Origin of the sequence: Microbacterium terricola (genome assembly GCF_027943945.1) — a bacterium.
In the GTDB taxonomy this organism is placed as follows: domain Bacteria; phylum Actinomycetota; class Actinomycetes; order Actinomycetales; family Microbacteriaceae; genus Microbacterium; species Microbacterium terricola.
Genome location: NZ_AP027141.1, coordinates 3044868 through 3069228, shown reverse-complemented (window position 1 = coordinate 3069228; position 24361 = coordinate 3044868). Strand labels below are relative to the sequence as shown.

General features: G+C 71.4%; 20 protein-coding genes. 15 read left to right on the top strand and 5 right to left on the bottom strand.

All coding sequences use genetic code 11. The annotated features are described in order from the left end of the window. The first annotated feature begins 35 nt into the window (after positions 1–35). From Microterr_RS14595 to Microterr_RS14525, 15 genes are all read left to right on the top strand, one after another. The gene (locus Microterr_RS14595; RefSeq protein ID WP_263797108.1) at positions 36–1406 is read left to right on the top strand and encodes an NAD-dependent succinate-semialdehyde dehydrogenase; all 1371 of its coding nucleotides are present in this window, start codon (positions 36–38) and stop codon (positions 1404–1406) included. A 59-nt stretch (positions 1407–1465) separates the two neighbouring features. Continuing rightward, complete coding sequence (locus Microterr_RS14590) at positions 1466–2986, top strand: APC family permease (RefSeq protein ID WP_263797109.1); 1521 nt, start codon at positions 1466–1468, stop codon at positions 2984–2986. A gap of 226 nt (positions 2987–3212) precedes the next feature. Next, the gene (dcd, locus tag Microterr_RS14585; protein WP_263797110.1) at positions 3213–3818 is read left to right on the top strand and encodes a dCTP deaminase; all 606 of its coding nucleotides are present in this window, start codon (positions 3213–3215) and stop codon (positions 3816–3818) included. Positions 3819–4019: 201 nt separating this feature from the next. After that, positions 4020–4574, top strand: a complete 555-nt coding sequence (locus Microterr_RS14580; protein WP_263797111.1) for a hypothetical protein — start codon at positions 4020–4022, stop codon at positions 4572–4574. After that, positions 4558–6360, top strand: coding sequence for a protein kinase domain-containing protein (locus tag Microterr_RS14575; RefSeq protein ID WP_281974208.1), 1803 nt, complete (start codon positions 4558–4560; stop codon positions 6358–6360). Before Microterr_RS14580 ends, Microterr_RS14575 begins: the two co-directional genes overlap by 17 nt. A gap of 172 nt (positions 6361–6532) precedes the next feature. Then, positions 6533–7585, top strand: coding sequence for a phosphate ABC transporter permease subunit PstC (pstC, locus tag Microterr_RS14570; RefSeq protein WP_263797113.1), 1053 nt, complete (start codon positions 6533–6535; stop codon positions 7583–7585). Position 7586: 1 nt separating this feature from the next. Further along, on the top strand, positions 7587–8855 hold the full coding sequence (pstA, locus tag Microterr_RS14565; RefSeq protein WP_263797114.1) for a phosphate ABC transporter permease PstA: 1269 nt from the start codon (positions 7587–7589) through the stop codon (positions 8853–8855). Beyond that, entirely contained in the window at positions 8852–10507 is a 1656-nt protein-coding gene (pstS, locus tag Microterr_RS14560) for a phosphate ABC transporter substrate-binding protein PstS (protein WP_263797115.1), read from the top strand. The genes pstA and pstS overlap by 4 nt, the downstream gene beginning before the upstream one ends. A 217-nt stretch (positions 10508–10724) precedes the next feature. Next, positions 10725–13283 (top strand): hypothetical protein, encoded by a 2559-nt coding sequence (locus Microterr_RS14555; RefSeq protein ID WP_263797116.1) that lies wholly within the window; start codon positions 10725–10727, stop codon positions 13281–13283. A 69-nt stretch (positions 13284–13352) separates the two neighbouring features. After that, positions 13353–14453 carry a hypothetical protein gene (locus Microterr_RS14550; protein WP_263797117.1) on the top strand — a complete coding sequence of 367 codons (1101 nt, stop codon included), beginning with the start codon at positions 13353–13355 and terminating at the stop codon, positions 14451–14453. An 18-nt stretch (positions 14454–14471) separates the two neighbouring features. Continuing rightward, positions 14472–15536, top strand: a complete 1065-nt coding sequence (locus tag Microterr_RS14545) for a hypothetical protein (protein WP_263797118.1) — start codon at positions 14472–14474, stop codon at positions 15534–15536. Between the two features lie 168 nt (positions 15537–15704). Then, positions 15705–16790, top strand: coding sequence for a DUF916 domain-containing protein (locus tag Microterr_RS14540; protein WP_263797119.1), 1086 nt, complete (start codon positions 15705–15707; stop codon positions 16788–16790). A 1-nt stretch (position 16791) separates the two neighbouring features. Next, entirely contained in the window at positions 16792–17619 is an 828-nt protein-coding gene (locus tag Microterr_RS14535) for a hypothetical protein (RefSeq protein WP_263797120.1), read from the top strand. Continuing rightward, positions 17616–18575, top strand: a complete 960-nt coding sequence (locus Microterr_RS14530; RefSeq protein WP_263797121.1) for a sortase — start codon at positions 17616–17618, stop codon at positions 18573–18575. Before Microterr_RS14535 ends, Microterr_RS14530 begins: the two co-directional genes overlap by 4 nt. A 142-nt stretch (positions 18576–18717) precedes the next feature. After that, entirely contained in the window at positions 18718–19503 is a 786-nt protein-coding gene (locus tag Microterr_RS14525) for a phosphate ABC transporter ATP-binding protein (protein ID WP_263798872.1), read from the top strand. Positions 19504–19616: 113 nt separating this feature from the next. Here the strand turns inward: Microterr_RS14525 and Microterr_RS14520 are convergent, their stop codons facing one another. Genes Microterr_RS14520 through Microterr_RS14500 form a run of 5 tightly spaced genes read right to left on the bottom strand, consistent with a single transcriptional unit; the run spans position 19617 to position 24345 of the window. After that, positions 19617–20540, bottom strand: coding sequence for an NAD(P)/FAD-dependent oxidoreductase (locus tag Microterr_RS14520; protein ID WP_263797122.1), 924 nt, complete (start codon positions 20538–20540; stop codon positions 19617–19619). Further along, positions 20537–21922 carry an FAD-dependent oxidoreductase gene (locus tag Microterr_RS14515; protein ID WP_263797123.1) on the bottom strand — a complete coding sequence of 462 codons (1386 nt, stop codon included), beginning with the start codon at positions 21920–21922 and terminating at the stop codon, positions 20537–20539. Before Microterr_RS14515 ends, Microterr_RS14520 begins: the two co-directional genes overlap by 4 nt. Then, positions 21919–22686 (bottom strand): uroporphyrinogen-III C-methyltransferase, encoded by a 768-nt coding sequence (cobA, locus tag Microterr_RS14510; RefSeq protein WP_318528818.1) that lies wholly within the window; start codon positions 22684–22686, stop codon positions 21919–21921. Before cobA ends, Microterr_RS14515 begins: the two co-directional genes overlap by 4 nt. Then, positions 22683–23582, bottom strand: coding sequence for an ABC transporter permease (locus Microterr_RS14505; protein WP_263797124.1), 900 nt, complete (start codon positions 23580–23582; stop codon positions 22683–22685). The genes cobA and Microterr_RS14505 overlap by 4 nt, the downstream gene beginning before the upstream one ends. After that, a complete protein-coding gene (locus tag Microterr_RS14500) occupies positions 23572–24345 on the bottom strand; it encodes an ABC transporter ATP-binding protein (protein WP_263798873.1) in 774 nt (257 codons plus the stop codon). Before Microterr_RS14500 ends, Microterr_RS14505 begins: the two co-directional genes overlap by 11 nt. Positions 24346–24361: the final 16 nt, after the last annotated feature.

Below are 24361 nucleotides of genomic sequence, written 5' to 3'. Positions count from 1 at the left end.
GGACGCCGGCCCCGACCCGAAGGATGAACGTGCAGATGACGACGACGTATGCCGTGGTGAACCCGGTGGATGGCACGCGTGAGCGCGACTACCCCGCGCTGACGGACGCGGAAGTGGATGCGGCAGTCGCCCTCGCCGCGGGCGCCCACGCGGGGTGGAGCCGCGGCCAGACTGTGGCCGAACGCGCAGCGGTCGTGCGACGCATCGCCGAACTGCACGTCGAGCGCAGGGAGGAGCTCGCCGAGATCATCGTGCGGGAGATGGGCAAGCCGATCGACTCCGCGCTGGGTGAGGTCGACTTCTGCGGCGACATCTACTCGTACTACGCCGACAACGCCGAGGCGTTCCTCGGCGACGAGAGCATCCCGCTCCTGGCCGGCGACGGCCGCGCGTTCATCCGGCGCAGCTCCCTCGGCCCGATCCTCGGCATCATGCCGTGGAACTTCCCCTACTACCAGGTCGCCCGCTTCGCCGCCCCGAACCTGATCCTCGGCAACACGATCCTCCTCAAGCCCGCACCGCAGTGTCCGGAGTCCGCGGAAGCCCTCGCGAACCTGTTCCGCGACGCCGGCGCCCCGGCGGGCGTGTTCGTCACCCTCCTCGCCTCCGAGGGGCAGATCGCCGGAGTCATCGCCGACCCGCGCGTCCCCGGCATCTCGCTGACGGGGTCCGAGCGAGCGGGTGCCGCGGTCGCGGAGCTCGCCGGCCGCAACCTGAAGCGCGTGGTGCTCGAGCTCGGCGGATCCGACCCGTTCATCGTGCTCTCGACCGACGACATGGCCGCCACCGTCGAGTCAGCCATCACGGCGCGCATGGAGAACTCGGGCCAGGCGTGCAACGCCGCCAAGCGCTTCATCATCGTCGACCACCTCTACGACGAGTTCGTCGACGCGTTCGCCGAGGCGTTCGCCGCCCTGAGCACCGACGACCCGCGGGTCTCGGGCACTGTCGTCGGCCCGCTCTCGTCCGCGCAGGCCGCCGATCGGCTGGAGCAGCAGGTGATCCAGGCCACGTGCCACGGCGCTCGGATCCGCGTCGGCGGCACGCGTGACGGCAACTTCTTCACGCCGACGGTGCTCACCGACGTGTCGCCCCAGAACCCCGCATACCGCGAGGAGTTCTTCGGCCCGGTGGCGACGATGTACCGCGTCGCGGACGAGGCCGCCGCGGTCGCGCTCGCCAACGACACCCCGTTCGGACTGGGCTCCTACCTCGTCACGACCGACGATGAGCAGGCGCTCCGGGTCGCAGACCAGATCGAAGCCGGCATGGTCTTCGTCAACGTCGTCGCCGCCGACGGCGCCGAACTCCCCTTCGGGGGCATCAAACGCTCGGGCACGGGTCGTGAGCTCGGTCGGCTCGGAGCCGACGAGTTCGCGAACAAGAAGCTGATCCGCATCGGCTGACCCCGCCGCATCCGCGCACCAGAAAAACGCAACGACCTTCCAATGACGAAAGGCAATCGATGACCAACCGACCCCCGCAACAGCCGTCGCTCGACGACTCCGAGCACCTGGAGGTGCTCGGCTATTCGAACTCGTTCGACCGCTCGATGAGCCTCTGGGCCAACTTCGCCCTGGGCTTCACCTACCTGTCGCCGCTCGTCGGCGTCTACTCGCTGTTCGCGCTCGCGATGACCGTCGGCGGCCCGCCGTCGATCTTCTGGATCGTCATCGTCGGTGCGGGCCAGCTCCTCGTGGCGCTGGTGTTCGGTGAGATCGTGTCGCAGTACCCGATCCACGGCGGCATCTACCCCTGGGCGCGGCGACTGTGGGGCCGTCGGTACGCCTGGCTGGCCGCCTGGGCCTACGTCTGGGCGCTGCTGGTGACGATCACCGCGGTCGCCGAGTACGGCGCCGGCTTCGTCGCGAGCCTGTTCGGCCTGACCGTCGACGCGACGAGCGGCTTCGTCATCACGCTCGCGCTGCTCGTGCTCGCCCTGCTGATCAACTTCTCGGGCACCCGCTGGCTGTCGCGCGTCGCGCGCATCGGTCTCGCCGCCGAGCTGATCGGCGTGATCGGTCTGGGACTGTACCTCCTGATCTTCCAGCGCAAGCAGGAGTTCTCGGTGTTCTTCGACACGATGGGCCTCGGCGGCGAGAACGGCTACGCGTCGGCGTTCCTCGGCGCCGCGCTCGCCGGTCTCTTCCTCTTCTACGGATTCGAAGCCTGCGGCGATGTGGCCGAAGAGGTCGAGAACCCGGCCCGCCGCATCCCGCGCGCCATGGTGCTGACAATCCTCGTCGGCGGCGTCTCCGCGCTGTTCTCGTTCGGCGGCTACGTGATGGCGGCTCCCGACCTCGGGGCGATCGTCAGCGGCGAAGAGGCCGACCCGATCGGCACGATCCTCGAGTCGACCCTCGGCACCGTGGGTGCGCGCCTGTTCCTCGTCGTCGTCATCACCGCGTTCATCTCCTGCGTGCTCAGCCTGCAGGCAGCGGCCAGCCGGCTGCTGTTCTCGTTCGCGCGCGACGGGATGATCCCCGGGTCGCGGTGGCTGTCGAAGGTGTCGCCCCGCAGCAAGGTCCCGACGAATGCGCTCATCGTGGCGTGCACGGTCCCCGCCCTGTTCTGCCTGCTCATCTGGATCAACGCCGACCTGCTCGTGCCGATCACGGCCTTCGCCATCCTCGGCATCTACGTGTCGTTCCAGATGGTGGTGCTCGCCGCGCTGCGTCAGCGGGTCAAGGGCTGGAAGCCGGCGGGCCCGTTCTCGCTCGGCCGCTGGGGCATCGTGGTCAACATCGTCGCTCTGGCTTACGGCATCTTCGCCATCTACCTGCTGGCGAAGCCGGGCGAGTCGGGCGTAGTCCTGACCGACTGGATCGTGCTGCTCGGACTCGGCGTGGTGATGGGCACCGGCCTGGTCTACATGCTGCTGGCCCGTCCCGACCGCAAGTCGGACGCGCCGTCGGGCGACGCCATCGCGGTCGCCGACGAGATCCAGCGCCGCACCGGCGCGATCCGCACGATCTCCGACAAGTAGGCAGTGAGGAGCCGGTGGGTGCCCTGTCGGGGTGCCCACCGGTCTCCCGCGGGCGGCGTGCCCGCTCAGGCGCGGATGACCGTACCGTTCTCAGGACCAACGGGCACCGCGCGGTGGGCGCGACGCGGAGTTCTGGGGAGCCTGCCCATGCTCCCCACGATTCCTCCTGAGTACGGTACGTCTGGCGCTCCCAGACAGACCCTGACCGCGCCGGTAGGCTGAGCCCGTGCTGCTCAGTGACCGCGACATCCGCCTGGAACTCGACGCAGGCCGCATCGGCCTCGACCCGTGGCAGCCCGAGATGGTGCAGCCCTCGAGCGTCGATGTGCGGCTGGACCGGTACTTCCGTCTCTTCGACAACCACAAGTACCCGTTCATCGACCCCGCGGAGGATCAGCCCGACCTGACGCACCTGATCGAGGTCGCCCCGGACGAGCCCTTCATCCTGCACCCCGGCGAGTTCGCGCTCGGCTCGACGTTCGAGCAGATCACCCTGCCCGACGACGTGGCCGCCCGCCTCGAGGGCAAGTCGTCGCTCGGCCGCCTCGGCTTGCTGACCCACTCCACTGCCGGCTTCATCGACCCCGGCTTCACCGGCCACGTCACCCTCGAGCTGTCGAACGTGGCGACGCTGCCGATCAAACTGTGGCCCGGCATGAAGATCGGCCAGCTGTGCTTCTTCCGCCTGAGCTCGCCGACCGAGAACCCCTACGGCTCCGGCCCCTACGGCAACCGGTACCAGGGGCAGCGCGGGCCCACCGCATCCCGCTCGTTCCAGAACTTCCACCGCACCGACGTCGGCCGCTCCGACGCGGGTTCACGCGGCGCCTGAACGCGGCGCTGCAGGCGCCTGAGTACGGCGTTTCGAGCCGGCGGAGGTCTCCGCCCCAACTGGTCATCTCCGCGACACCTGTGGATTGCCTCTGCAGGGCCTGTGCGTCACACATGTCCCGGATCCTCCTCATTTGGTAGCTGAGCACAGCCCCGCCATGTCGGCGGTAGCGCGATGGGCCGGTACTGGAGCGACACCCGGATGGCAGACACCGTGAGTCCCCCCGGCGGGGTGATGGTCCGCGCGCGCGTCGCCTTCACTGCCTTCGAGTCACCCGACGACCCGCTCAAGCTGGCGTGGCGGCGGTTCCGCGATCCGCTGGTTCCCCTCGCCGGTGCCCAGCGCGTCCGCGAGGCCGCAGAGCACGTCGCCTCCGCTCCGGCTGGCCCCCGCAGCGGCCTCTGGCGTCTCATGGCCAGCAACAACCGCGAGATCGGCCGCAGCTACCACCTGTACCGCAGCTTCGAACGGGCCCGGACGCACGTCGAGCAGCTGCAGGCCGCGCCCGATGCGCTCGAGGTCGAGATGCTCACCGCGCCGGGGGGCTCCGCCCGCGCCTGGATCCTCACCGCCCACGGCATGCCCGTCATGACCTGCAGCCGGTGGTACGCGTCGAGCTCATCCGGGGCCGAGGCCGCAGCGCTGGCGCTCGCGGCGCTGCCTGGAGCCGTGCTGTCGCCCGCAGCGGATCGCTGTGGGCCGTCCGGGCGGTTCGTCCGCCGAACGCCGCGGAGCGACAGTGCCGACGGATGGTGAGAACTCACCGGACGTCGGTGCGGGTGGGCCCGCCGGTGCGGGTGGGCCCACCCGTGCTCCGGGCCTGCTGGCGGGGCGCTTCCAGCTCGGCCCGCTGCTGGGCTCGGGCGGCTCGGCCTCGGTCTTCGCCGCCGTCGACGGGGAGACGGGCGCTTCGGTCGCGCTGAAGACGCTGCATCCCCATCTGGCGCGTCGCGCCGACGCCAGGGCGGCGTTCCTCGGTGAGGCGGAGCGGATGCGGGGCGTCCGGCATCCGCACCTCGTCGGGGTCGTGGATGCCGGCATCGACGGCGACGCGGCCGACCCGGTCGTCTGGATCGCTCTCGACCTGGCCGAGGGCGTGAGTCTGGCCGAGCATGTCGAGCGCCACGGACCGCTCTCCGCCGCCGACGCCGTCGCGGTCGGCGAAGGCCTGCTGCGGGCGCTGACCGCCCTGCATGCGGCCGACATCATCCACCGCGACGTGTCGCCGTCCAACATCACGGTGGCCGTCGATGTCGACGGGGTGCTGTCGCTCGCGAGCGTGCGATTGCTCGACTTCGGGTCGGCCGACGCCGCCGGCGAGGCGGCTCTGGTTGCCTCCAGCATCCTGAATGCGACGGAGGACGGACGGACCGGCGTCCTCGGCAACGTGAACTACGTGTCGCCCGAGCAGGCCCGCGGCGAGCCGGTCGACGAGCGCGGCGATCTCTACCAGGCGGGCGCGGTGCTGCACTTCGCGCTGACCGGACGCCCGCCGTTCGAGCGCGCAGACGCGGCGCAGACAATGCGCGCCCACGTCGAGGCCCCACCACCGGTGCCGTCGGTGACCGACCCCCGTATCCCCCGGGCGCTCGATCGGGTGGTGGTGCGCGCGATGCTGAAGAGCCCGGCCGACCGGTTCGCGTCGGCCGACGAGATGCGGGCGGCGCTCGCCGCGGCGGCCGCACTGCCCGCCGCCCGCCCCGTGCCGGTCTCGCGCACCGACGTGACGAAGGTGCTCGGCCGCACCAACCTCACCCCCGCTGAGGCGAGATCACGTGATCTCGACGAGATCACCCGCAATGGCGCACCAGGACATGTGCGCTCGCCGAGATCACGTGATCTCGGCACGAGGGGTGGGCGCGCGGGATGGGCGTGGGCGGTCGGGGGGCTCGCGGCGGCGGGGATCGCCGCGGCGATCTTCTACGCCGCCGCGACCGCGCCGTCGGTCGCGGTCGCTTCCCCCTCGCCGACGGCGCCGCGGGCATCCGCCACACCGACCGCGTCCCGCACGGTCGCGCCGACGACCGGCGGTCCGGCGGACCCGGCCACGACCAGCGTGCCCGACCTGCGCACCCTGACCCTGGCTGCGGCACGCGCTGCCCTCGCCGAGGCGGGGTTCGTGGTGGGCGAGCTGTCGCAGGCGGATTCCCCGCGCCGGGCCGAGACCGTGCTGAGCTCGTCGCCCGGAGCCGGAGCCCGCCTCGCCCGCGGCGGCGCGGTCTCCCTCGTCGTGGCGTCCGGCTTCAACGCGGTGCCGCCGGTGGCCGGGTCGTCGCCGCAACGCGCGACCGCGACCCTCGAGGAGGCCGGCTTCGTCGTGGTGTTCGCGGAGACGGCAGGCGCAGAGGCCGCCCACGGCGCGGTGCTGGGGACGGACCCCGCGGCGGGCGCATCCATCCGTCTCGGCGCCACCGTGACCGTCCTGCGGGCCGCGCCCGCAGCATCCCCCTCCCCGACACCCCCGCCGACCACCGCGCCGACTCCGAGCGCCACGCCCACCCACGCGCCATCTCCGTCGCCGACCCCGGTGCCCACCCCATGAGCGCGCGGAACGCCTCGTCAACACCGCAGACGGCCGTCCTTCGCCCGCCGGACGCCCTGCGTTCACCGAGCGGGTCCACGCTGATCAACGACCGTGAGGCGCCCACTCGCTCCGGTCGATCTTCCACCCGAAGGAACCTGATGTCCGCTGTGCCGCGCCCCGGTGTGCTCGCGTGAGCCTCGACCTCGACGTCCGCAGAGACGACGAACAGACCACCGTCCTGCCGGTGTCGGACGACGACGCCTTCGCGGCGGCCACGCGCCGCGACCTGAAGTCCCGCCCGTCCGGTGCGGATCGCGCCTTCCGCACCGTGAGCTTCGCTGCCGGCGGGATCACCGTCGGGATCATGCTCGCGGTCGGCATCTTCCTCGCCTTCCGGGCGGGCGACGCTCTGCGGGTCGCCGGCTTCTCGTTCTTCACCGAGCAGCAGTGGTCGCCGGAGACGCAGGAGTTCGGCATCGCGGCGGTGCTGTTCGGAACGGTGTCGATCGCCCTCATCGCCCTGACGCTCTCGGTGCCGCTCGGGCTCGGCACCGCCCTGCTCATCAGCGAGATCCTGCCGGAAGGGCCGAAGTCGGCGCTCATCACTCTCGTCGACCTGATGGCGGCCGTCCCCAGCGTGGTCTACGGACTGTGGGGCGTGTTCTTCCTGCAGGCGAACGTCATCCCGGTGGCGCAGTGGATCTCGACGTACTTCGCGTGGATCCCGATCTTCGCCGTCACCGACGCCGACGGCAATCGGCTGACCGATGCGAGCGCGTTCACGTCGTCGGCGTTCATCGCCGGCATCGTCGTCGCGCTGATGGTGGTGCCCACCCAGACATCGGTGATGCGCGAGGCGTTCTCGCAGGCTCCGGTCGGAGAGCGCGAAGGCGCCCTCGCGCTCGGGTCGACGCGCTGGGGCATGATCCGCACCGTCGTGCTGCCGTTCGGACGCGGCGGCATCATCGGCGGCACCATGCTGAGTCTCGGCCGTGCCCTCGGCGAGACGATCGCGATCTACATGATCATCTCGCCCATCTTCGAGATCAACTGGCAGGTGCTCAAGACGGGATCGAACTCGGTGTCCGCGCTCATCGCGCTGCGCTACGGCGAGGCGAGCGAGTTCGGACTGTCGGCCCTCATGGCAGCCGGCCTGGTGCTCTTCCTCATCACCCTCATCATCAACTTCACCGCGTCGCAGATCGTCGCCCGGTCGCGCTCGGGCGCAGAGACGGATGCGTGACATGACGCTCTCCGACGTGCACACCGAGCCGGCGGTCCGGCCAGGACGCACCCACCTGCCCGACCCCGGCGACACGGAGGTCGGGGAGCGCCGCATCGTCCGCAGCGGCACCCTGGACGACCGGTTCAACGTGATCGGCGCGCTCGCCGCAGCCGTGGCCCTGGCCACTCTGCTGTTCGGGTGGTTCACGCCGATGACCGGTGCGGTCGGATGGGCGGTCGTCGCCTACCTCGCCTTCGTCGGCATCTTCGCCTTCCTCGTCTCCCTGCGCAGCGACCGTCAGGCCGTCGCCGACCGGGTGATGACGGCGCTGCTCTACAGCGCGGGGCTGATCCTCATCGGCGCCCTGATCTTCGTCGTCGCCTACGCGCTCATCCGCGGCATCCCCGCGATGAGCCATCTCAACTTCTTCACCGAGACGATGGAGTTCGCCGGGCCGCTGGACCCCCTCGACGTGGGCGGCATCCTGCATGCGATCGTCGGCACCCTCATCCAGATCAGCATCGCGCTCGCGATCACGATCCCGCTGGGCATCACCACCGCGGTGTTCATGAACGAGATCGGGGGCCGGTTCGCGCGATTCGTCCGCACCGTGTCCGACGCGATGACCGCGCTGCCTTCGATCGTCGCCGGCCTGTTCGTGTACGCGGCGATCATCACGCTCGTCACCCACGAGAAGTCCGGCTTCGCGGCGTCGATCGCGATCACGGTGATGATGCTGCCCATCGTGATCCGTGCGTCCGACGTCGTGCTGCGCCTCGTCTCCGGCAACCTCCGCGAGGCGTCCTACGCGCTCGGCGGATCCCGGTGGCGCACGGTGTGGCACGTCGTCCTCCCCACCGCACGGTCGGGCCTCGTCACCGCCGTCATCCTCGGCACCGCCCGCGGCGTCGGCGAGACCTCGCCCGTCCTCCTCACCTCCGGGGTGACGGCAGTCATGAACCTCAACCCGTTCTCCGGGCCGATGATCTCGCTGCCGCTGCAGGGCTTCGACATGGTCAAGTCGCCCGAGCCCAACATGATCGCGCGCGGCTTCGGCGCGGCCGCGACGCTGATCTTCCTGGTGCTGCTGCTCTTCACGATCGCCCGCATCCTCGGCGGCCGCGGACCGGGGCGGCTGACGCCCCGCCAGCAGCGGGCGGCCGCAGACGCGTCTCGCCGCGACGCGGTGCGGATGGCGCAGCGCCCGCCCGCCGGCGCCGCCGCCCACCTCGCCGTGCCCGCCTCCCACCCCGCCCCCTCGGCTCCGTCCTCAGAGGAGACACCGTGATCCGCCGTCCTTCCCGCTTCCGCCGGCTCGCCCTGGTGCTGGCCGGACTCCTCGTGATGGCCGCGGGGCTCACCAGCGTGCCCGCGACCGCCGACGACAGCTGGACCCGGATCTCCGGCTCCGGATCGACCTGGTCGCAGAACGCCCTCGACCAGTGGCGTCGCAACGTGGCGTCCAACTACGCGATGACGGTGAACTACTCGGGTGTCGGGTCGTCGGCCGGCCGCACCGACTTCATCAACCGGCGCGTCGACTTCGCGATCAGCGAGATCCCGTTCCAGACGAACCCGACCGACAACTCGGCGCCCGAGCGTCCGACGACGAAGTATGCGTACATGCCGATCGTCGCCGGCGGGACGTCGTTCATGTACAACCTGAAAATCGGCGGCAAGCGGGTCACGAACCTGCGGCTGTCGGGCACCACGATCACGAAGATCTTCACCGGCGCGATCAAGAAGTGGAACGACGCGGCCATCCAGGCCGACAACCCCGGACTGAAGATGCCCGACCGGACGATCGTGCCGGTGGTCCGGTCGGACGGGTCCGGCTCGTCGGCGCAGTTCACCCTGTGGATGTCGAAGACGCACTCCGACATCTGGAAGGCGGGCATGACCTCGCAGTTCCCGACGCCGTCGGGCGGGAAGGCGCAGAACGGCTCGCTCGGCGTCGCCGGGTACGTGAGCCAGAACTACGGTGAGGGCGCGATCACGTACGTCGAGTACTCGTACGCGCTGAAGTCGGGCTTCCCCGTCGCGAAGGTGCTGAACGAGGCCGGCTACTACATCGAGCCGACCGCGTCGTCCGTCGCCGTCGCGATGCTGAAGGCGAAGATCAACGACAACGAGTCGTCGGTGGACTACCTCACGCAGATCCTCGACGGCGTCTACGGCAGCACCGACCCGCGCGCGTACCCGCTGTCGAGCTACTCGTACATGATCGTGCCGACGGAGACCACGAACGTCTTCACCAAGAAGAAGGGGCGCACCCTCGGCGCCTTCGCCAGCTACGTCCTGTGCGAGGGGCAGCAGCAGGCGGCGGCGCTCGGCTACTCGCCGCTGCCGATGAACCTGGTGATGGCCGGGTCCGATCAGATCAAGCGCATCCCCGGTGCCGGCTCCGCAGGCATCGACCTCGCGAAGTGCAACAACCCCACCTTCAAGGCCGGCGACAGCCCCTCCAGCAACCAGCTCGCGAAGACGGCCCCACAGCCGGCCGACTGCGATCGGAAGGGCCCCAACCAGTGCACGACGGGAACCGCCGGCGCGGGCTCCGTGGAGACCCCGACGACGGGCAGCGGCACCGGCGGCAGCTCGGCCGGTGCCGGCTCCGGCGGGTCCGGCTCGGGCGGGTCGGGGTCCGGCGACGGATCGGGCGCGGCCGCGGGCGGGTCCGGCGGCGACGGGGGGAGCGGCGACGCATCCGGCGACGCCGGCGGTGGCTCGGGCGAAGCGGTCTACGACTCCAACGGGGCGCTCGTCTCGGGCTCGACAGGCACGGCCGTCGCCGCATCCGCTCCGTTCACCCTCGAGAGCGACGAATGGGGCGCGCCGCAGACGCTCATGCTGGCCGCCGGCATCCTCCTCGTCCTGGCGATGGTGGTTCCTCCTCTCGCCTCTCGGCGATTGCGCAGAGGCGGCTCGCAGCAGAGCTGATCCCCTCGCGCCGACCTCCGGGGCACGTCCCCGGCGATCGCCGTGCCCGCTGAAAGCCCCGATCAAACCCTGTTTCCCGCGCGCCATTGACGACAGCACCCATCCGCCATGATCGGCCCCGCCCTCGTTGGCGAATCGTTCACCCAGATGTCAATCCACGCCCATAGCTTCGGCTCGCCGGCATACCCGATCGGCGCTCACTCTCAGGAGTCCTCTGTTGCTTCGCCCGTCTTCCCGCACGTCCCGCACGTCGTGGATCCCCTCGCTCCTTGCGGGCGGGATCGTCGCCGGCCTGACGTTCGGCACCATGTCGCTCGCGGGCATCGCCGCGGCACCCTCGGCCGCCGCAGCGGACGGCTCGGCCGTGACGGTGACCGCGGCGACACAGGACGACGACCTCGAGAACGCGCCCTTCCCCGACCTCGCCGTGACGGTGTCGCAGACGCAGGACCTGGTGTCGCAGGGCATCCAGGTGAGCTGGACCGGAGCCGCGCAGTCGACCGTGCCCAGCCAGCAGACCGGCGGCCAGAACTTCCTGCAGATCTTCCAGTGCTGGGGGGACGACCCGGACGACGTGAACGCGCCCGACCGGACGACCTGCCAGTACGGCGCGACGCTGACGCCCGGCACCACGCGCGACGCATTCCGGGACGGCGACGACACCGTCGCCAAGGAGGACGAGCCGTACACGGTCTTCGGCGACGGCTTCGCGAACCCGACCTACACCGGCATCCCGTTCCGCTCGGTGACCAACGAGGTCGTCGAGTCGGTCGTCGACGGAAAGCACGACTCCACCGTCGACCTGAACACCAATGAGTTCTTCACCGCGCTCACGACCAACGAGGTGCCCTGGGCAGGGTCGGGCGCGGACGGCACCGGCTCGGTCAAGTTCGAGGTGCAGACCGCCCTGCAGGCCCCCGGACTCGGCTGCGGCACCCCCGTGACCGCAGACTACGGCGCGGTCTCCGGTCAGTCGTGCTGGCTCGTGATCGTGCCCAGGGGGACGAGCGACTCCGGCTCGGCGAACATCACGCAGTCCGGTCTCTTCTGGGATGCGTGGAAGCACCGCATCGCGGTGCGCCTCGACTTCAAGGCGCTCGGCCTGCGCTGCCCGATCGGCGCAGCGGAGCGTCAGCTCGCCGGCAGTGAGCTCGTCAGCCAGGCCATCTCGTCGTGGCAGCCGGCGCTCTGCAACGCGAAGGGCGGCGCGATCTACTCCGCGCTCACGGGGGTCGAATCCGACGCGCTGATCGCCGCCAACTCGGGCGGTGCGGCGCCGCTGGCGCTCACGACCGAGCCGCTCGCCGCGGGAGACGGGGTGACCGACACGCTGCAGTACGCGCCGATCGCGCTCACCGGGCTGACCGTGTCGTTCGCCGTCGACCGTGAGCCGAAGCAGTCCGCGTCGGAGGAGTCGAAGCAGCGGGCGGGTCTGCCGCTCACGGATCTCAAGCTCACACCGCGGCTGCTCGCCAAGCTGCTCACGAGCTCGTACGTCGACTCCCTGCCGACGTACGCCGACCGCACGCACCTGAGCCACCTGTCGGACGGCAAGCGGGTCTACAACCCGCGCGGGCTCACGAACGACCCCGACTTCCTGGCGATCAACGACCCGGAATGGGCGGACCAGTCACTCGTCTCGCCGTCGCTGTCCGACATCCTCGTGCCGCAGGGCCGATCCGACGCGGCCACGGTCCACTGGACCTACATCGTCAGCGACCCCGACGCAGTCGACTTCCTCAAGGGCAAGGCCGACCCGTGGGGCATGACGGTGAACCCGTGGAGCGCCACGACGGCGAAGGCGAACACCTCCGGCGCCGCCCTCACGCTGCCGCGCGACGACTTTCCGAAGGCGGATCCCGTCGTGCAGGAGGGGACCGACACGGAGGGTCCGATCGACCTCATCACGTGGCGCCCGTTCGTGACGGACTTCTCCACCAGCGCGTACCTCACACTGCGCGGCGACGGGCAGGTGCTCGGCGCGTGGGATCCGCTGGGCGTTCCGGTGCCCAAGTATCAGAAGGCCGCGCGGTACCTGCCGGGCCAGCAGCGCGTGCTCGGGCTGACCGACACCTCCGCCGCTGCGCGCTACCAGGTCTACACGGCGGCGCTGCGCAACCCCGCCGGCCGGTTCGTCTCGGCCGGCACCGACTCGATGCGCGCCGCGGCCGCCGCGATGACGCCCGCCGCCACCCAATCGCAGGTCTACGGGTTCGCACCCGAGTCCGCGCCGGCGAAGGCGGCCGCCACCGCGTACCCCCTCACCGTCCCGGTGTACGCCGCCGCGTCGCCGGCGATCGCCGACGCAGCCGTGCGATCGAGCTACGCCACGTTCATCCGCTACGCCGCGACGAACGGGCAGGAACCCGGCGTCGACCTCGGCCAGCTGCCGGACGGCTACGCCCCGATCCCCGACAGCTGGCGCACGCAGGCGCTCAACGCCGCCGTGGCCATCGAGGCCGGCGCCGCGACCCCGCCGCCCACCGAGGAGTTCCCCGATCAGCCTGCCGGCGAGCCGGGCGCCGACGGCGGATCCGGGACGGGCGCCGGCGACGGGTCCGGGCTGGGCTCGGGCGGACTCTCGGGCGACCCCTCCTCCTCCGGTACGGGCGATCCCGATGCGTCGGGCGCGGCCGCCGGGGCACTCAGCGGACCGGTGACGCCCGCCGACCCCGAACTCGCCGCCATGCCGGCGGCCGTGCCGACGAGCCTCCTCGCGGGCCTCGCCGGGGCGTGCGCCGTGCCCGTCATCGGTCGGATGCGTCGCCGCCTCTGACCCCCAGAACTCACCCTTCCCGCACCACCTCATCGCAAGACACCTCACTCAACACACAGAAGGAATCACATGAAGATCAGGAAGATGGTCGCCGTCAGCGCGGCCGTCGGAGTCGCCTTGGCCTGCGTCGGCTTCGGCAGCTCCGCCTACGCCGAGCCCGTCTCGAACAGCTACTCGCTGGTCGGGTCGGACACGCTGCAGGACTCGGCCAACGCCATCATCAACGGCACCAACGCCTCCGGTGGCTTCCTCCGCGTCACGTCGTCGAACACCACGCTCGGCAACTTCGACGCGTTCGGATCGACCGCCATCCAGGCCAAGCCCGGCGGCCCGTTCTTCGGTCGCCCGTCCGGCTCGGGCGCCGGCGTCACCGCGCTCCGCGCATCCATCACGGGTGCGACGTACTCGGGCAACGCGGCGGTTCCGGCGAAGGCGATCACCGGCCAGGTCGACATCGCGCGCTCCTCGAGCGGCCCCGGCGCCAACGCGAACACCTCCGGCCTCCTCGCCTACGTGCCGTACGCGCGCGACGCCGTCGGCTTCGCGTACAAGGGCGGCAACGCGTCGTGGGCCACGCTCACTGCCGCGCAGCTCAAGGCGATCTACGAGTGCACCACGACCGAGATCGACGGCATCGCGGTCACCCCGCGCATCCCGCAGAACGGCTCGGGCACGCGCTCGTTCTTCCTCTCGGCCATCGGCGTCACCACGCTCGGCTCGTGCGTCAACGACACCGGCAACACGACCCCCGAGAACGACGCGACCGTGCTGGGCGCGAACCAGATCATCCCGTTCTCGGCGGCCAACTGGATCTCGCAGGCGAACGGCGTGGCGGGCCTCAACACCACCACGGCGGCAGGTGTCGCGTTCGGCTCGGCGATCGCCGGGCAGGCGGCCTTCACCGGCTCCGCTCCGAACCTCGTTCCCAACTCGACCTACTACTCCGACACCAAGTTCGGCCGCGACACCTACCTCGTGGTCGAGTACGCGCGCATCAACACCGCCGACCCGAAGTACGACGCGGGACTGGCGCGCCTGGTGAACCCGACGGTGGCGAACAGCCTGACGAGCTTCGGCACGATCGGCACGTCCGTCGGCAACGTGAAGAAGAAGTTCGGCTTCCTCGCCCCCTCGACCACCACGATCACGCGCGCGTTCGCGACGCTCTGACCTGAAAGGAACAGCACCATGAACATCACTTCGAAGAAGCTGACGGCGTCCTTCGTCGCCGTCGGCCTGATCGCCGCCGGCGTGCTCGGCACGTCGCTCTCGGCCTCGGCCGCCGGGGAGCCCGACTTCTACCTCCTGGACGCCGGCGACGGGCACCTGCTCGCTGACGACCAGGTGCTGGCGTGGGAGGACCAGGTGATCTCGTCGCCCGGCAAGACCATCCCCGACCTCGACATCCCGTTCCCCGGCACGGCGGACGCCACCGGCGCCACGCTGTTCATCTCGCCCGTCGGTCAGGAGACCACCATCGCCAACTGGTCGGCGACCGGTGACTCGTCGCTGGTGCCGGGAACCGTCGGCATCCAGAGCCCCAACCTGACGCTCTCGGGCTTCACCAAGGGCAACTGGGCGGGCGTGAAGGCCGGCGGCACGTACAGCCTCGGCTTCGCGTGGACGAAGAACAACGGCCTCAACCTCGCCGACGCCGGCGTGCTGTTCACGACGATCGTCGTGCAGCCGGGCGGCGCGGGCAACTGGACGTTCGCCGACCAGAGCGGTCCGGTCGTCGAGCCGCCCGCGCACTGCGACGAGATCCCCACGCCGGACGACTGCCTCAAGGGCGACATCGACCTCGAGGCGACCACGGTCGGCGCCGAGGACGGCGCGCTCAGCCTGGAGGTCCCGGCCGGCGCGAAGGCCACGTTCGGCACCGCGACGCTCGTGAACCACCTGTCGACGTCCACCGCCGAGCTGCCGGAGTTCTCGGTCGTCGACGAGCGCATCGTGTCGCGTCCCGGCTGGACGCTGACGGCCGACGTGGCGGACTTCACCAGCGGTTCGTCGACGTTCGGCGCCGAGCACCTCGGCCTCGCTCCGACGCTCGTCACCGACGCGCACGGTGCGGAGCTGGCCGCGGCGCAGACCGCCGGCTCCGGTGTCTACCCGGCGGACTTCGCCGCTGCTGACGCGGGCAAGGGCATCGGCGAGACCACGTTCTCGGCCGACCTGACCCTCGTGGCGCCGGTCGACGCTCCTGCGGGCACCTACACCTCGAAGCTGACGCTCACGCTGATCGGCGACTAGGCACCCTTCGCGATCACCGCGATCGCACCCCGGGAGGGGCGATGCCACCAGGCATCGCCCCTCCTTTCCACGTCCTTCGGCCGGGTCAGCAGACATCGTGCGTCCGGCGTTCACATCTGGTTCACCCCGCGGATGCGAGCCAGCAAGCCTCACTTGTCGGAATGTACTGTGCAACCTTTCACCACCTCGCGCGCGGGCATCGCCACCATCGCCGCGCTCGCCCTCGGGCTTCTGCTCTCGTCGATGCCGGCGACCGCCGCACTCGCCGCCGACGACGACACGGTCGGCATCGCGGGTGCGCCCGCAGACGACTCCGGAGCCGACGGGCGCTCACGTTTCACGTACGCGGCCGACCCCGGCCAGCACATCGAGGACTTCTACGAGGTGCGCAACACGGGCACCGTCGAGCAGGAGCTGACGGTCTTCGCGACCGACGCGTTCAACAACGACGACGGAGGGTTCGCCCTCCTCGACACCGAGGCCACCCCCACCGACGCGGGCAGCTGGATCACCGTGGGCGGCAAGAAGCAGGTCACGGTCACGCTCCCCGCCGGCGGGTCGAAGGTGCTCCCGGTCGATCTGACCGTGCCTGCCGACGCATCGCCCGGCGACCACGCAGCCGGCATCGTCGTGTCGACCGTCTCGCCCGACGGTCAGGTGCTCGTCGATCGCCGGGTCGGCAGCCGCCTCTACGTCCGCGTCGCCGGCGACCTGCAGCCGCTCCTGACGATCACGGGCATGTCGCCGTCGTACTCGCCGACGATCAACCCCTTCGACGGCACGACCACCGTCACCTACACGGTCGAGAACGCCGGAAACGTCGCGCTGTCGGCCAGTGCGGTGACCGGCGTGCGCACCTTCTTCGGCCTCGAGACCGGACAGCTCGTCCGCACCGAGGTGGAGGAGATGCTGCCGGGCTCGACCCGGGCCCTCACGGTCACCGTGCCCGGTGTCGGCCAATGGGGGTACCTCAACCCCTACGTCCGCATGATCGGCAAGGCCGACGGGTTCATCGAGGCCCCGATCCAGGAGACCCGGCGCGACGTCGTCATGATCGTGGTCCCGTGGACGATCCTCGCCGTCATCGTGCTCGGCGTCGCCATCTGGCTGTTCGTGCGGTGGCGTCGCCGCCGTGACGAGAAGAACGCGGCCGCCTGGGTGGCGCACACCGAGGCGGAGGCGCGTCGCAAGGCAGAGGCGGAGTCCGTCCCGGTGCCCGTGGGCGCGCCCGCTGACGACCGCACGGATCGCTGAGGTGCCGCCCATCAACGCCCGCCGCCCAGGAGTCCGGACCCGTCGCGTCCTCGGGGGCGCGTCGATGCTGCTCGTCGCGCTCGGCGTCACGCTGCTGGGCGGCACGGCAGCGTGGGCGAGCGCGCCCCTGCCCGCACAGGGCGCCGTCGTCCGCCAGGCGGCCGCCTGCACCGAGCCGGATGTCGATGCCGACGGAGGCGTGCTGCTCTCCGCCGAGGTCCTCGGGCCTGCTCCCGACTGCGACGCTGAACAAGGCGGCTCCGACGACGACCCGGTGCCCGGCGGGCTCGGAGCAGCGCCGCCGTCCGATGCGTCCGGCCCGTCGGACGTCGCGCCGGACCCCGAACCGACGCCGATCGCCGACGACGAGACCGACCTCGGCGGCATCCTCACGGTGTCCGGCCTCGAGCATCGCTACACCCCGTCGCTGAACCCCGCAGCCGGCGACATCCAGGTGTCCGTGACCCTCCGGAACGTCTCCGAGTCGACGATCGACGCCGACACGGTGTTCTGGGTGCAGACGCCGTTCGGCAACGGCGTCGGCCAGAACGTCACCGTCACCGTCGACAACCTGAAGCCGGGCGAGACCCGGGTGATGACGGCATCCATCGAAGACGTCGGACAGTGGGGGATGTACTTCGCCCACGCGACGATCCTTCCCCCCGACGAGGTCGACGGGGTGGAGCTGAGTCCGCTCGTCCGTGATGCGACGGTGTTCGCCTTCCCCTGGTTCGTCGCGATCGTCCTCATCGTCGTCGCGACAGCCTGGTGGGGTGTGCGCGCCGCACGCGGCTCCTGGCCGGCGAGGACGGCGGAGGTGACGGCGTGACGACCACGGAGGCGCCCACGTCGCGTCGCTCCCCGAAGCCCCCGCGCGCACCGAAGGCCCCGCGCCCGCCGAAGCGTCCCCCGCGTCCCCCTGTGGTGCTGGCGCCGCTCACCACGCGTCAGGCGTTCGCCCGCAGCTTCGCCGCGGTGGCCGCCGCGCTGCTGATCATGTTCGCGCTCAACCTCCTCGTGTTCAGCCACGTCCAGCATCTGGTCGCCCAGCAGCGCCTCTCCGACGACTACCGGGCGCAGCTCGAGGCGGGCATCGCGCCGGTCAGCGAGGGCGACTTCGAGGACGTGCTCCTGGCCGACGGCGCACCGGTCGGCCTCCTGGCCATCCCGAGCCTGGGCCTGCACGAGGTCATCGTGGAGGGCACGGCGTCCGGCGTGCTGACCGCGGGCATCGGGCACCGGCGTGACACGGTGCTGCCGGGGCAGGGCGGCGTGAGCGTCCTGATGGGGCGGGCTGCCGCGTACGGGGGCCCGTTCTCGCACCTGCAGAGCCTCGCCCCGGGCGACGTGATCACGGTGCGCACCGGCCAGGGGCTGCAGGAGTTCGCGGTGATCGGCCTCCGATACGCCGGAGACCCCACGCCGCCTGCGCCGAAGGCGGGCGAGAGCCGCCTCATCCTGCAGACCTCCCGCGGCGCGCCCTACGTGCCCACCGGGGTGGCGTACGTCGACGCCGAGCTGACCTCGGACGTCCAGCCCGCCGGCGCGCGGATGACCACGACCGCGACCCTGCCGGCCTCCGACACGGCACTCGGCACGGACGTCTCGACGGTGTGGGCCCTGGTCTTCGCCGTGCAGTTCCTCATCGCCGCCGAGATCGCCGCGGTGTGGTCGCTGCGACGCATCGGCTCGCAGAAGACGTGGATCGTCTTCGTGCCCGTGCTCCTGCTCGCCGGGTTCTTCGTCGCCGACGAGATCACCCGCCTCCTCCCCAACATGCTGTGACCGCAGCATCCGACCACCCAGAAAGCCGGCAGCAGTGACCGACGACATCACCGCAGTGATCGAACCCCTTCCGTCGCGCAGGACGCCGCGACTGCGCACGCCGAGAGCACCGCGCCGCAGCGCCGCGACGGCGGCCGTGCCGGTGGCCGAGCCGCTCGCCGCCCTCGAGGGGCGCAACATCTCGGCCTGGTTCGGCGACCATCAGGTGCTCGACCGGGTCTCCCTCACCATGCCCGCGGGCGTGGTCACCTCCCTGATCGGGCCGTCCGGATGCGGCAAGTCGACCTTCCTGCGGATCCTCAACCGCATGCACGAGCTGGTGCCGTCCGCCTCGCTCGCCGGAGAGGTGCTGCTGGACGGCGAGGACATCTACGACCCCTCACGCAAGCTCGTCGAGGCGCGCAAGCACATCGGCATGGTGTTCCAGAAGCCGAATCCGTTCCCCGCGCAGTCGATCTACGACAACGTGATCGCGGGGCTCAAGCTGACCGGCACCCGGGCGTCGCGCGATGAGAAGGATGAGCTCGTCGAGTCGTGCCTGATCAAGGCGGGGCTGTGGAAAGAGGTGAAGGATCGCCTGCGGGCGCCCGGCGCCGGGCTGTCGGGCGGGCAGCAGCAGCGCCTGTGCATCGCCCGGTCGCTGGCGGTGAAGCCGCGCGTGCTGCTGATGGACGAGCCGTGCTCCGCGCTGGACCCCACTTCGACGCGCGTGATCGAGGAGACCATGCTCGAGCTCGCGCACGAGGTCACGATCGTGATCGTGACGCACAACATGCAGCAGGCCCAGCGCGTCTCTCAGCAGTGCGCGTTCTTCCTTGCGGCTCAGGGCACGCCCGGCGCGATCGTCGAGCACGGCGACACGGAGGCGATGTTCCACGACCCCGTCGACCCCCGCACGTTCGACTACGTGAACGGCCGCTTCGGGTAGTCCCGTCGTCCCACCCCATCCCGTTTACGGACGGAACACGCCGCATGCGGGCCGGCACAAGCGGCGTGTCGCGGCCGTAAACGGTGGGGGGCGGTGGGGGGAGGGACAGGAAGTCAGTGCGCGGTCGTCACGCCGACGGCGTCGTGCACCAGCACTGCGGCGACCCGCGCGCCTTGACCGGCAGCGACGATGAGCTGCTGCGGTCCGGGGGCGGCAGCATCCCCCGCTCCGTACAGACCGGGCACGCTCGTACGGCCCGCCCGGTCGACGAGCAGGTGACCCTCGCCGTCGCGGTCCACGCCGAGCCCGTCGAGGAACTCCAGCGCGGGCGTCCACACCGGGCGGACGAACCCGCCGGTCACCGCGACGCGCGTGCCGTCGGCCAACCACACCGCCTCGAGCGCCCCGCGGTCCCCGTCGAGCCCGGCGATCGGCGCGCGCTCGACGCGGATCCCGGATGCTGTCAGCTCCGCCTCCTCCACGGTGCTCACCGTGTCGGCGCCGTTCGTGAAGACCGTAAGCGCGTCGGTCCACCGTGCGATCAGCCGGGCCCGGGCGGCGAGGTCGGGCGTCTCGCCGATGAGGGCGAGCGGGCGGTCCTGCAGCTCCCACGCGTCGCACGCGGCGCAGCTGAACAGCGACATCCCGTAGAAGCCGCGGATGTTCGGCACATCGGGCAGCGTCTCGCGGAGCCCGGTCGCGATCAGCGCGGCCCGCGCGTGCAGCGTCGCCGGCCCAGCGCGGCCGTCGAGGGTCGCCACGAATCCGCCGTCGATGTCGCGGGCGAGGGATCGCACGGTCGTGCGGCGGAGGACCTCCACCTGCGGGTAGGCCGCCAGCTCTGCCCGGGCGAGCGCCCGCAGCTCCTGCGGCGGGATGCCGTCGCGGGTGAGGAACCCGTGCGAGGCGAGGGTGGCGGCGTTGCGCGGCCGGTCGGCGTCGATCACCGTGACGGTCGCGCGAGCGCGGCCGAGGTTGAGGGCGGCGGAGAGGCCCGCGGGACCCCCGCCGATGATCAGCACATCCCGCGGGGTCATGACCGGGTGAGGCTGCCCGCGCGCGAGATGCCGACCTGCTCGTCGCGGGGCACGACCTTCACCCGCTCGCGGGCGTGCTCGTGGCTCTCTCCGAGGGTGCGCTCGTGCGCGTCCAGCACGCGCCAGCCGTCCCAGGTCGTGTACGCGATCTCGCGCTCGTCGAGGAAGTCGAGCAGGTCGCCCTCGGCCACGGGGGCGGGAAGCGTCCCCGCCTCGGCGTCGGCGATCAGGTGCGCGACCGTCTCCATCGCGTCGGACTTGGTGTGGCCGATCAGGCCGACCGGACCTCGCTTGATCCACCCGGTCGCGTACAGCCCGGAGACGGGGTCGCCCGCTGCATCCGTCACGCGCCCCTCGGCGTTCGAGATCACGCCGCGCGCCTCGTCGAACGGCACATCGAGGATCGGCGAGCCGAAGTACCCCACCGCGCGGTAGACGGCCTCGACGGCGTGCTCGCGCAGCTCGCCGGTGCCGACGACGGTGCCGTCGGGTCCGGGGGCGGTGCGCTCGAAGCGCAGCCCGCGCACGCTGTCGTCGCCGAGGACCTCGACCGGCGCGTGGAAGAAGTGCAGGTGCAGGCGCCGGCTCGCCCCGGTCGTCCCGCGCTGACGCCACTGGTCGAACGTGCGCAGCATGACCTTGAGCTGGTTGTTGCCGGGGACGAAGCCCTCGAGGTGCGCGAAGTCCTCGCCGGCGAGCACGATGTCGACGTCGGGCACCTCGCCGAGCTCGCGCAGCTCGATCGGCGTGAACTTGATCGCCTCGGGCCCGCGCCGGCCGAACACGTGCACGTCGGTGACGGGCGAAGCCTCGAGACCGGCGAGCACGTTGTCGGGAATCTCGGTCGTGCGCAGATCGACGGGATGCTTGGCCAGCACACGCGCCACGTCGAGGGCGACGTTGCCGTTGCCGATGACGGCGACCCGCTCGGCCTCGAGCGGCCAGGTGCGCGGCACGTCGGGGTGCCCGTCGTACCAGGCGACGAAGTCGGCGGCGCCGTAGCTGCCGGGGAGGTCGATGCCGGGGATCGCGAGCGCCGCGTCGCGGATCGCGCCCGTGGCGAAGATCACCGCGTCGTAGCGGGCCTGCAGCTCGTCGACGGAGATGTCGCGCCCCACCTCGACGTTGCCGACGAACCGGATGCGCCCCGAGTCCAGCATCTCGTGCAGCGACGTGACGATGCCCTTGATGCGCGGGTGATCGGGGGCGACGCCGTAGCGGATCAGGCCGTAGGGCGAGGGGAGCGATTCGAGCAGGTCGATCTCGACTGCGCCGCCCCGCTCGGCCACGGACGCAGCCAGGATGTTGCCGGCGTACACGCCGGCGGGTCCGGCGCCGACGATCGCGACGCGGAGCGGGCGGAAGGAGGATGCGGTGGTCACAGGGATGCGGCCTTTCGTGCGGTCAGATCGGCGGGGGCGTACGGGCTCAGACGCACCACGTCGCCGACGACGATGACGGCGGGGTTGCGGACGCTGCGGGCGGCCGCCTGGTGGACGATGGTGGACAGGGTGCCGACGGTGACGCGCTGCCGCTCGCCGAAGCCGTCCTCGACGATGGCCACCGGGCAGTCGGCGCCGCGCTCGCCGCGGGCGAGGGTGATCGCGGCATGCGCGAGGGTGCCGACCCCCATCAGCAGTACGGCTGTGTGGTCGCGGCCGCCGCCGAGCTCGCCGAACTGGTCATGGGCGGTGACGACGGTGAAGGCGGTCGCGACCCCCCGGTGGGTGAGCGGGATGCCGGCGATCGCGGGCACGGAGACGGCACTGGTGACGCCGCTGACGACCTCGACGTCGACGCCCGCCTCACGGCAGAACGCGAGCTCTTCCAGGCCGCGCCCGAAGACGTAGGGGTCGCCGCCCTTCAACCGGACGACCCGCCTGCCCGCCCGGGCGAGCTGTACGAGGAGGGCGTTGATCGCGTCCTGCGGCACGGCGTGATGGCCGGGGAGCTTGCCGACGTCGACCACCTCGGCGGTGAGCGCCACCCCCTCGGCGGCGAGGCCGTCGAGGACGGCGCGGGCGCCGAGCCGGTCCGCGACGATCACGTCGGCGGCCTCGAGCAGGCGCAGCCCGCGGACGGTGAGCAGGCCGGGGTCGCCGGGGCCGGCGCCGACGAGGGCCACGTGTCCGTGTGCGGATGTCATCGGGGGACTCCCTGCAGCAGGCCGCGACGGCGCAGCATCCGGCGCTCGATCGGGGCGAAGAAGGCGAGCTCGACGAGGATGCCGATCGCCAGGATGACGAGGATCGTCGACAGGACGCCGGCGAGGTCGGCGAGGTCGCGACTCTGCTGCAGCATGGCGCCGAGGCCGAAGCCGATGCTGCCGCCGGTCGCGATGATCTCCGCCGCCATGAGGGAGCGCCACGAGAACGCCCAGCCCTGCTTGAGTCCGGCGAAGTAGCCGGGCAGTGCGGCGGGCAGGATGACCACGGTGGCGAGCTGGGTGCGGCTCGCGCCGAGCACCTGTCCCACCCGGCGCAGCTGCGGCGGCACCTGGTCGACGCCCGCGATGAGGCCGTTGACGATCGAGGGGATCGCGCCCATCAGGATGACGAAGTACACGGTGGCGTCCGAGAGGCCGAACCAGATGATGGCCGCAGGCACCCAGGCCACCGACGGCAGCACCTGCAGGCCCGAGATGATCGGGCCGATCGCGCGGCGGAGCACGCGCACCTCGGCCAGCAGCAGCCCGAGCGGCGTGGCGACGATGATCGCGATGAGGAAGCCCATCAGACCGCGTTCGAGGCTCGTCGCGATCGCCATCGGCAGCGTGCCGCTCTGCCATGCATCGCCGAGCGCCCCGACGACGGCCGCGGGGCTCGGCACCTTGTCGGGCCGGGGCTGGGCGATGACGACGTAGAGCTGCCAGACCACGATGAGCGCGACGACGAAGATGATGGGCGGCAGCACGCTGGTGACGAAGCGCTGCCACGGGCTGACGTGCCCGTCGACGTCGGTCTGCAGGCGATCGAGGCCGGCCGACAGGGTGCGGAGGTCGTCGTCAGGGCGCGCGCCGCGCGCGAGGGTCTCAGGCGGCATTTCGGCTGATCTCCTCACGCAGGCGGTCGGTGATCTCGACCGACAGGGCGGCCACCTCGGGCGACTCGATGCGGCGACCCTCGGTCTTCCCGACGCGCCACTCGCCGGCGACCCGGCCAGGACGGCTCGACAGCAGCACGATGCGCTGGCCGAGGCGCGCGGCCTCGCGCACGTTGTGGGTGACGAACACGATGGTGCGGCCGGTGCGCCGCCAGGTGCGTTCGAGCTCCTCGTGCAGCAGGTCGCGGGTGATGGCGTCCAGGGCGGCGAACGGCTCGTCCATCAGCAGCACCGGCCGGTCCTGCGCGAGCGCCCGGGCGAGGGCGACGCGCTGGCGCATGCCGCCGGACAGCTCGTGCGGCCGGCGATCCGCGGCCTCCGTCAGGTTGACCGTGTCGAGGAGGGCCAGCGCCTGCTCGCCGCGCTGACGGCGGGGCACCCCGCGCAGGCGCAGCGCGAGCTCGACGTTGCGGCGGGCGCTCAGCCAGGGCATCAGCGCGGACTCCTGGAACATGACCGCGGAGCCCTCGCCGGGCGTGGTGATCGTGCCGGAGGTCGGCTTGTCCAACCCGGCGATCAGGTTGAGCAGGGTGGACTTGCCGCAGCCTGACGCCCCGAGCAGGCACACGAACTCACCCGGTGCGACGTCGAGGGAGACGCGATCGAGCACGGTCGGCCCTGCGCCGAAGCGCTTGGTGACCCCGTCGATCCGCACCGCGGGGTCGGCGGCGGGTCGCTGATCGCCCCGCGGGGGCGTCGTCATGTCGAAGCTCGGCGTG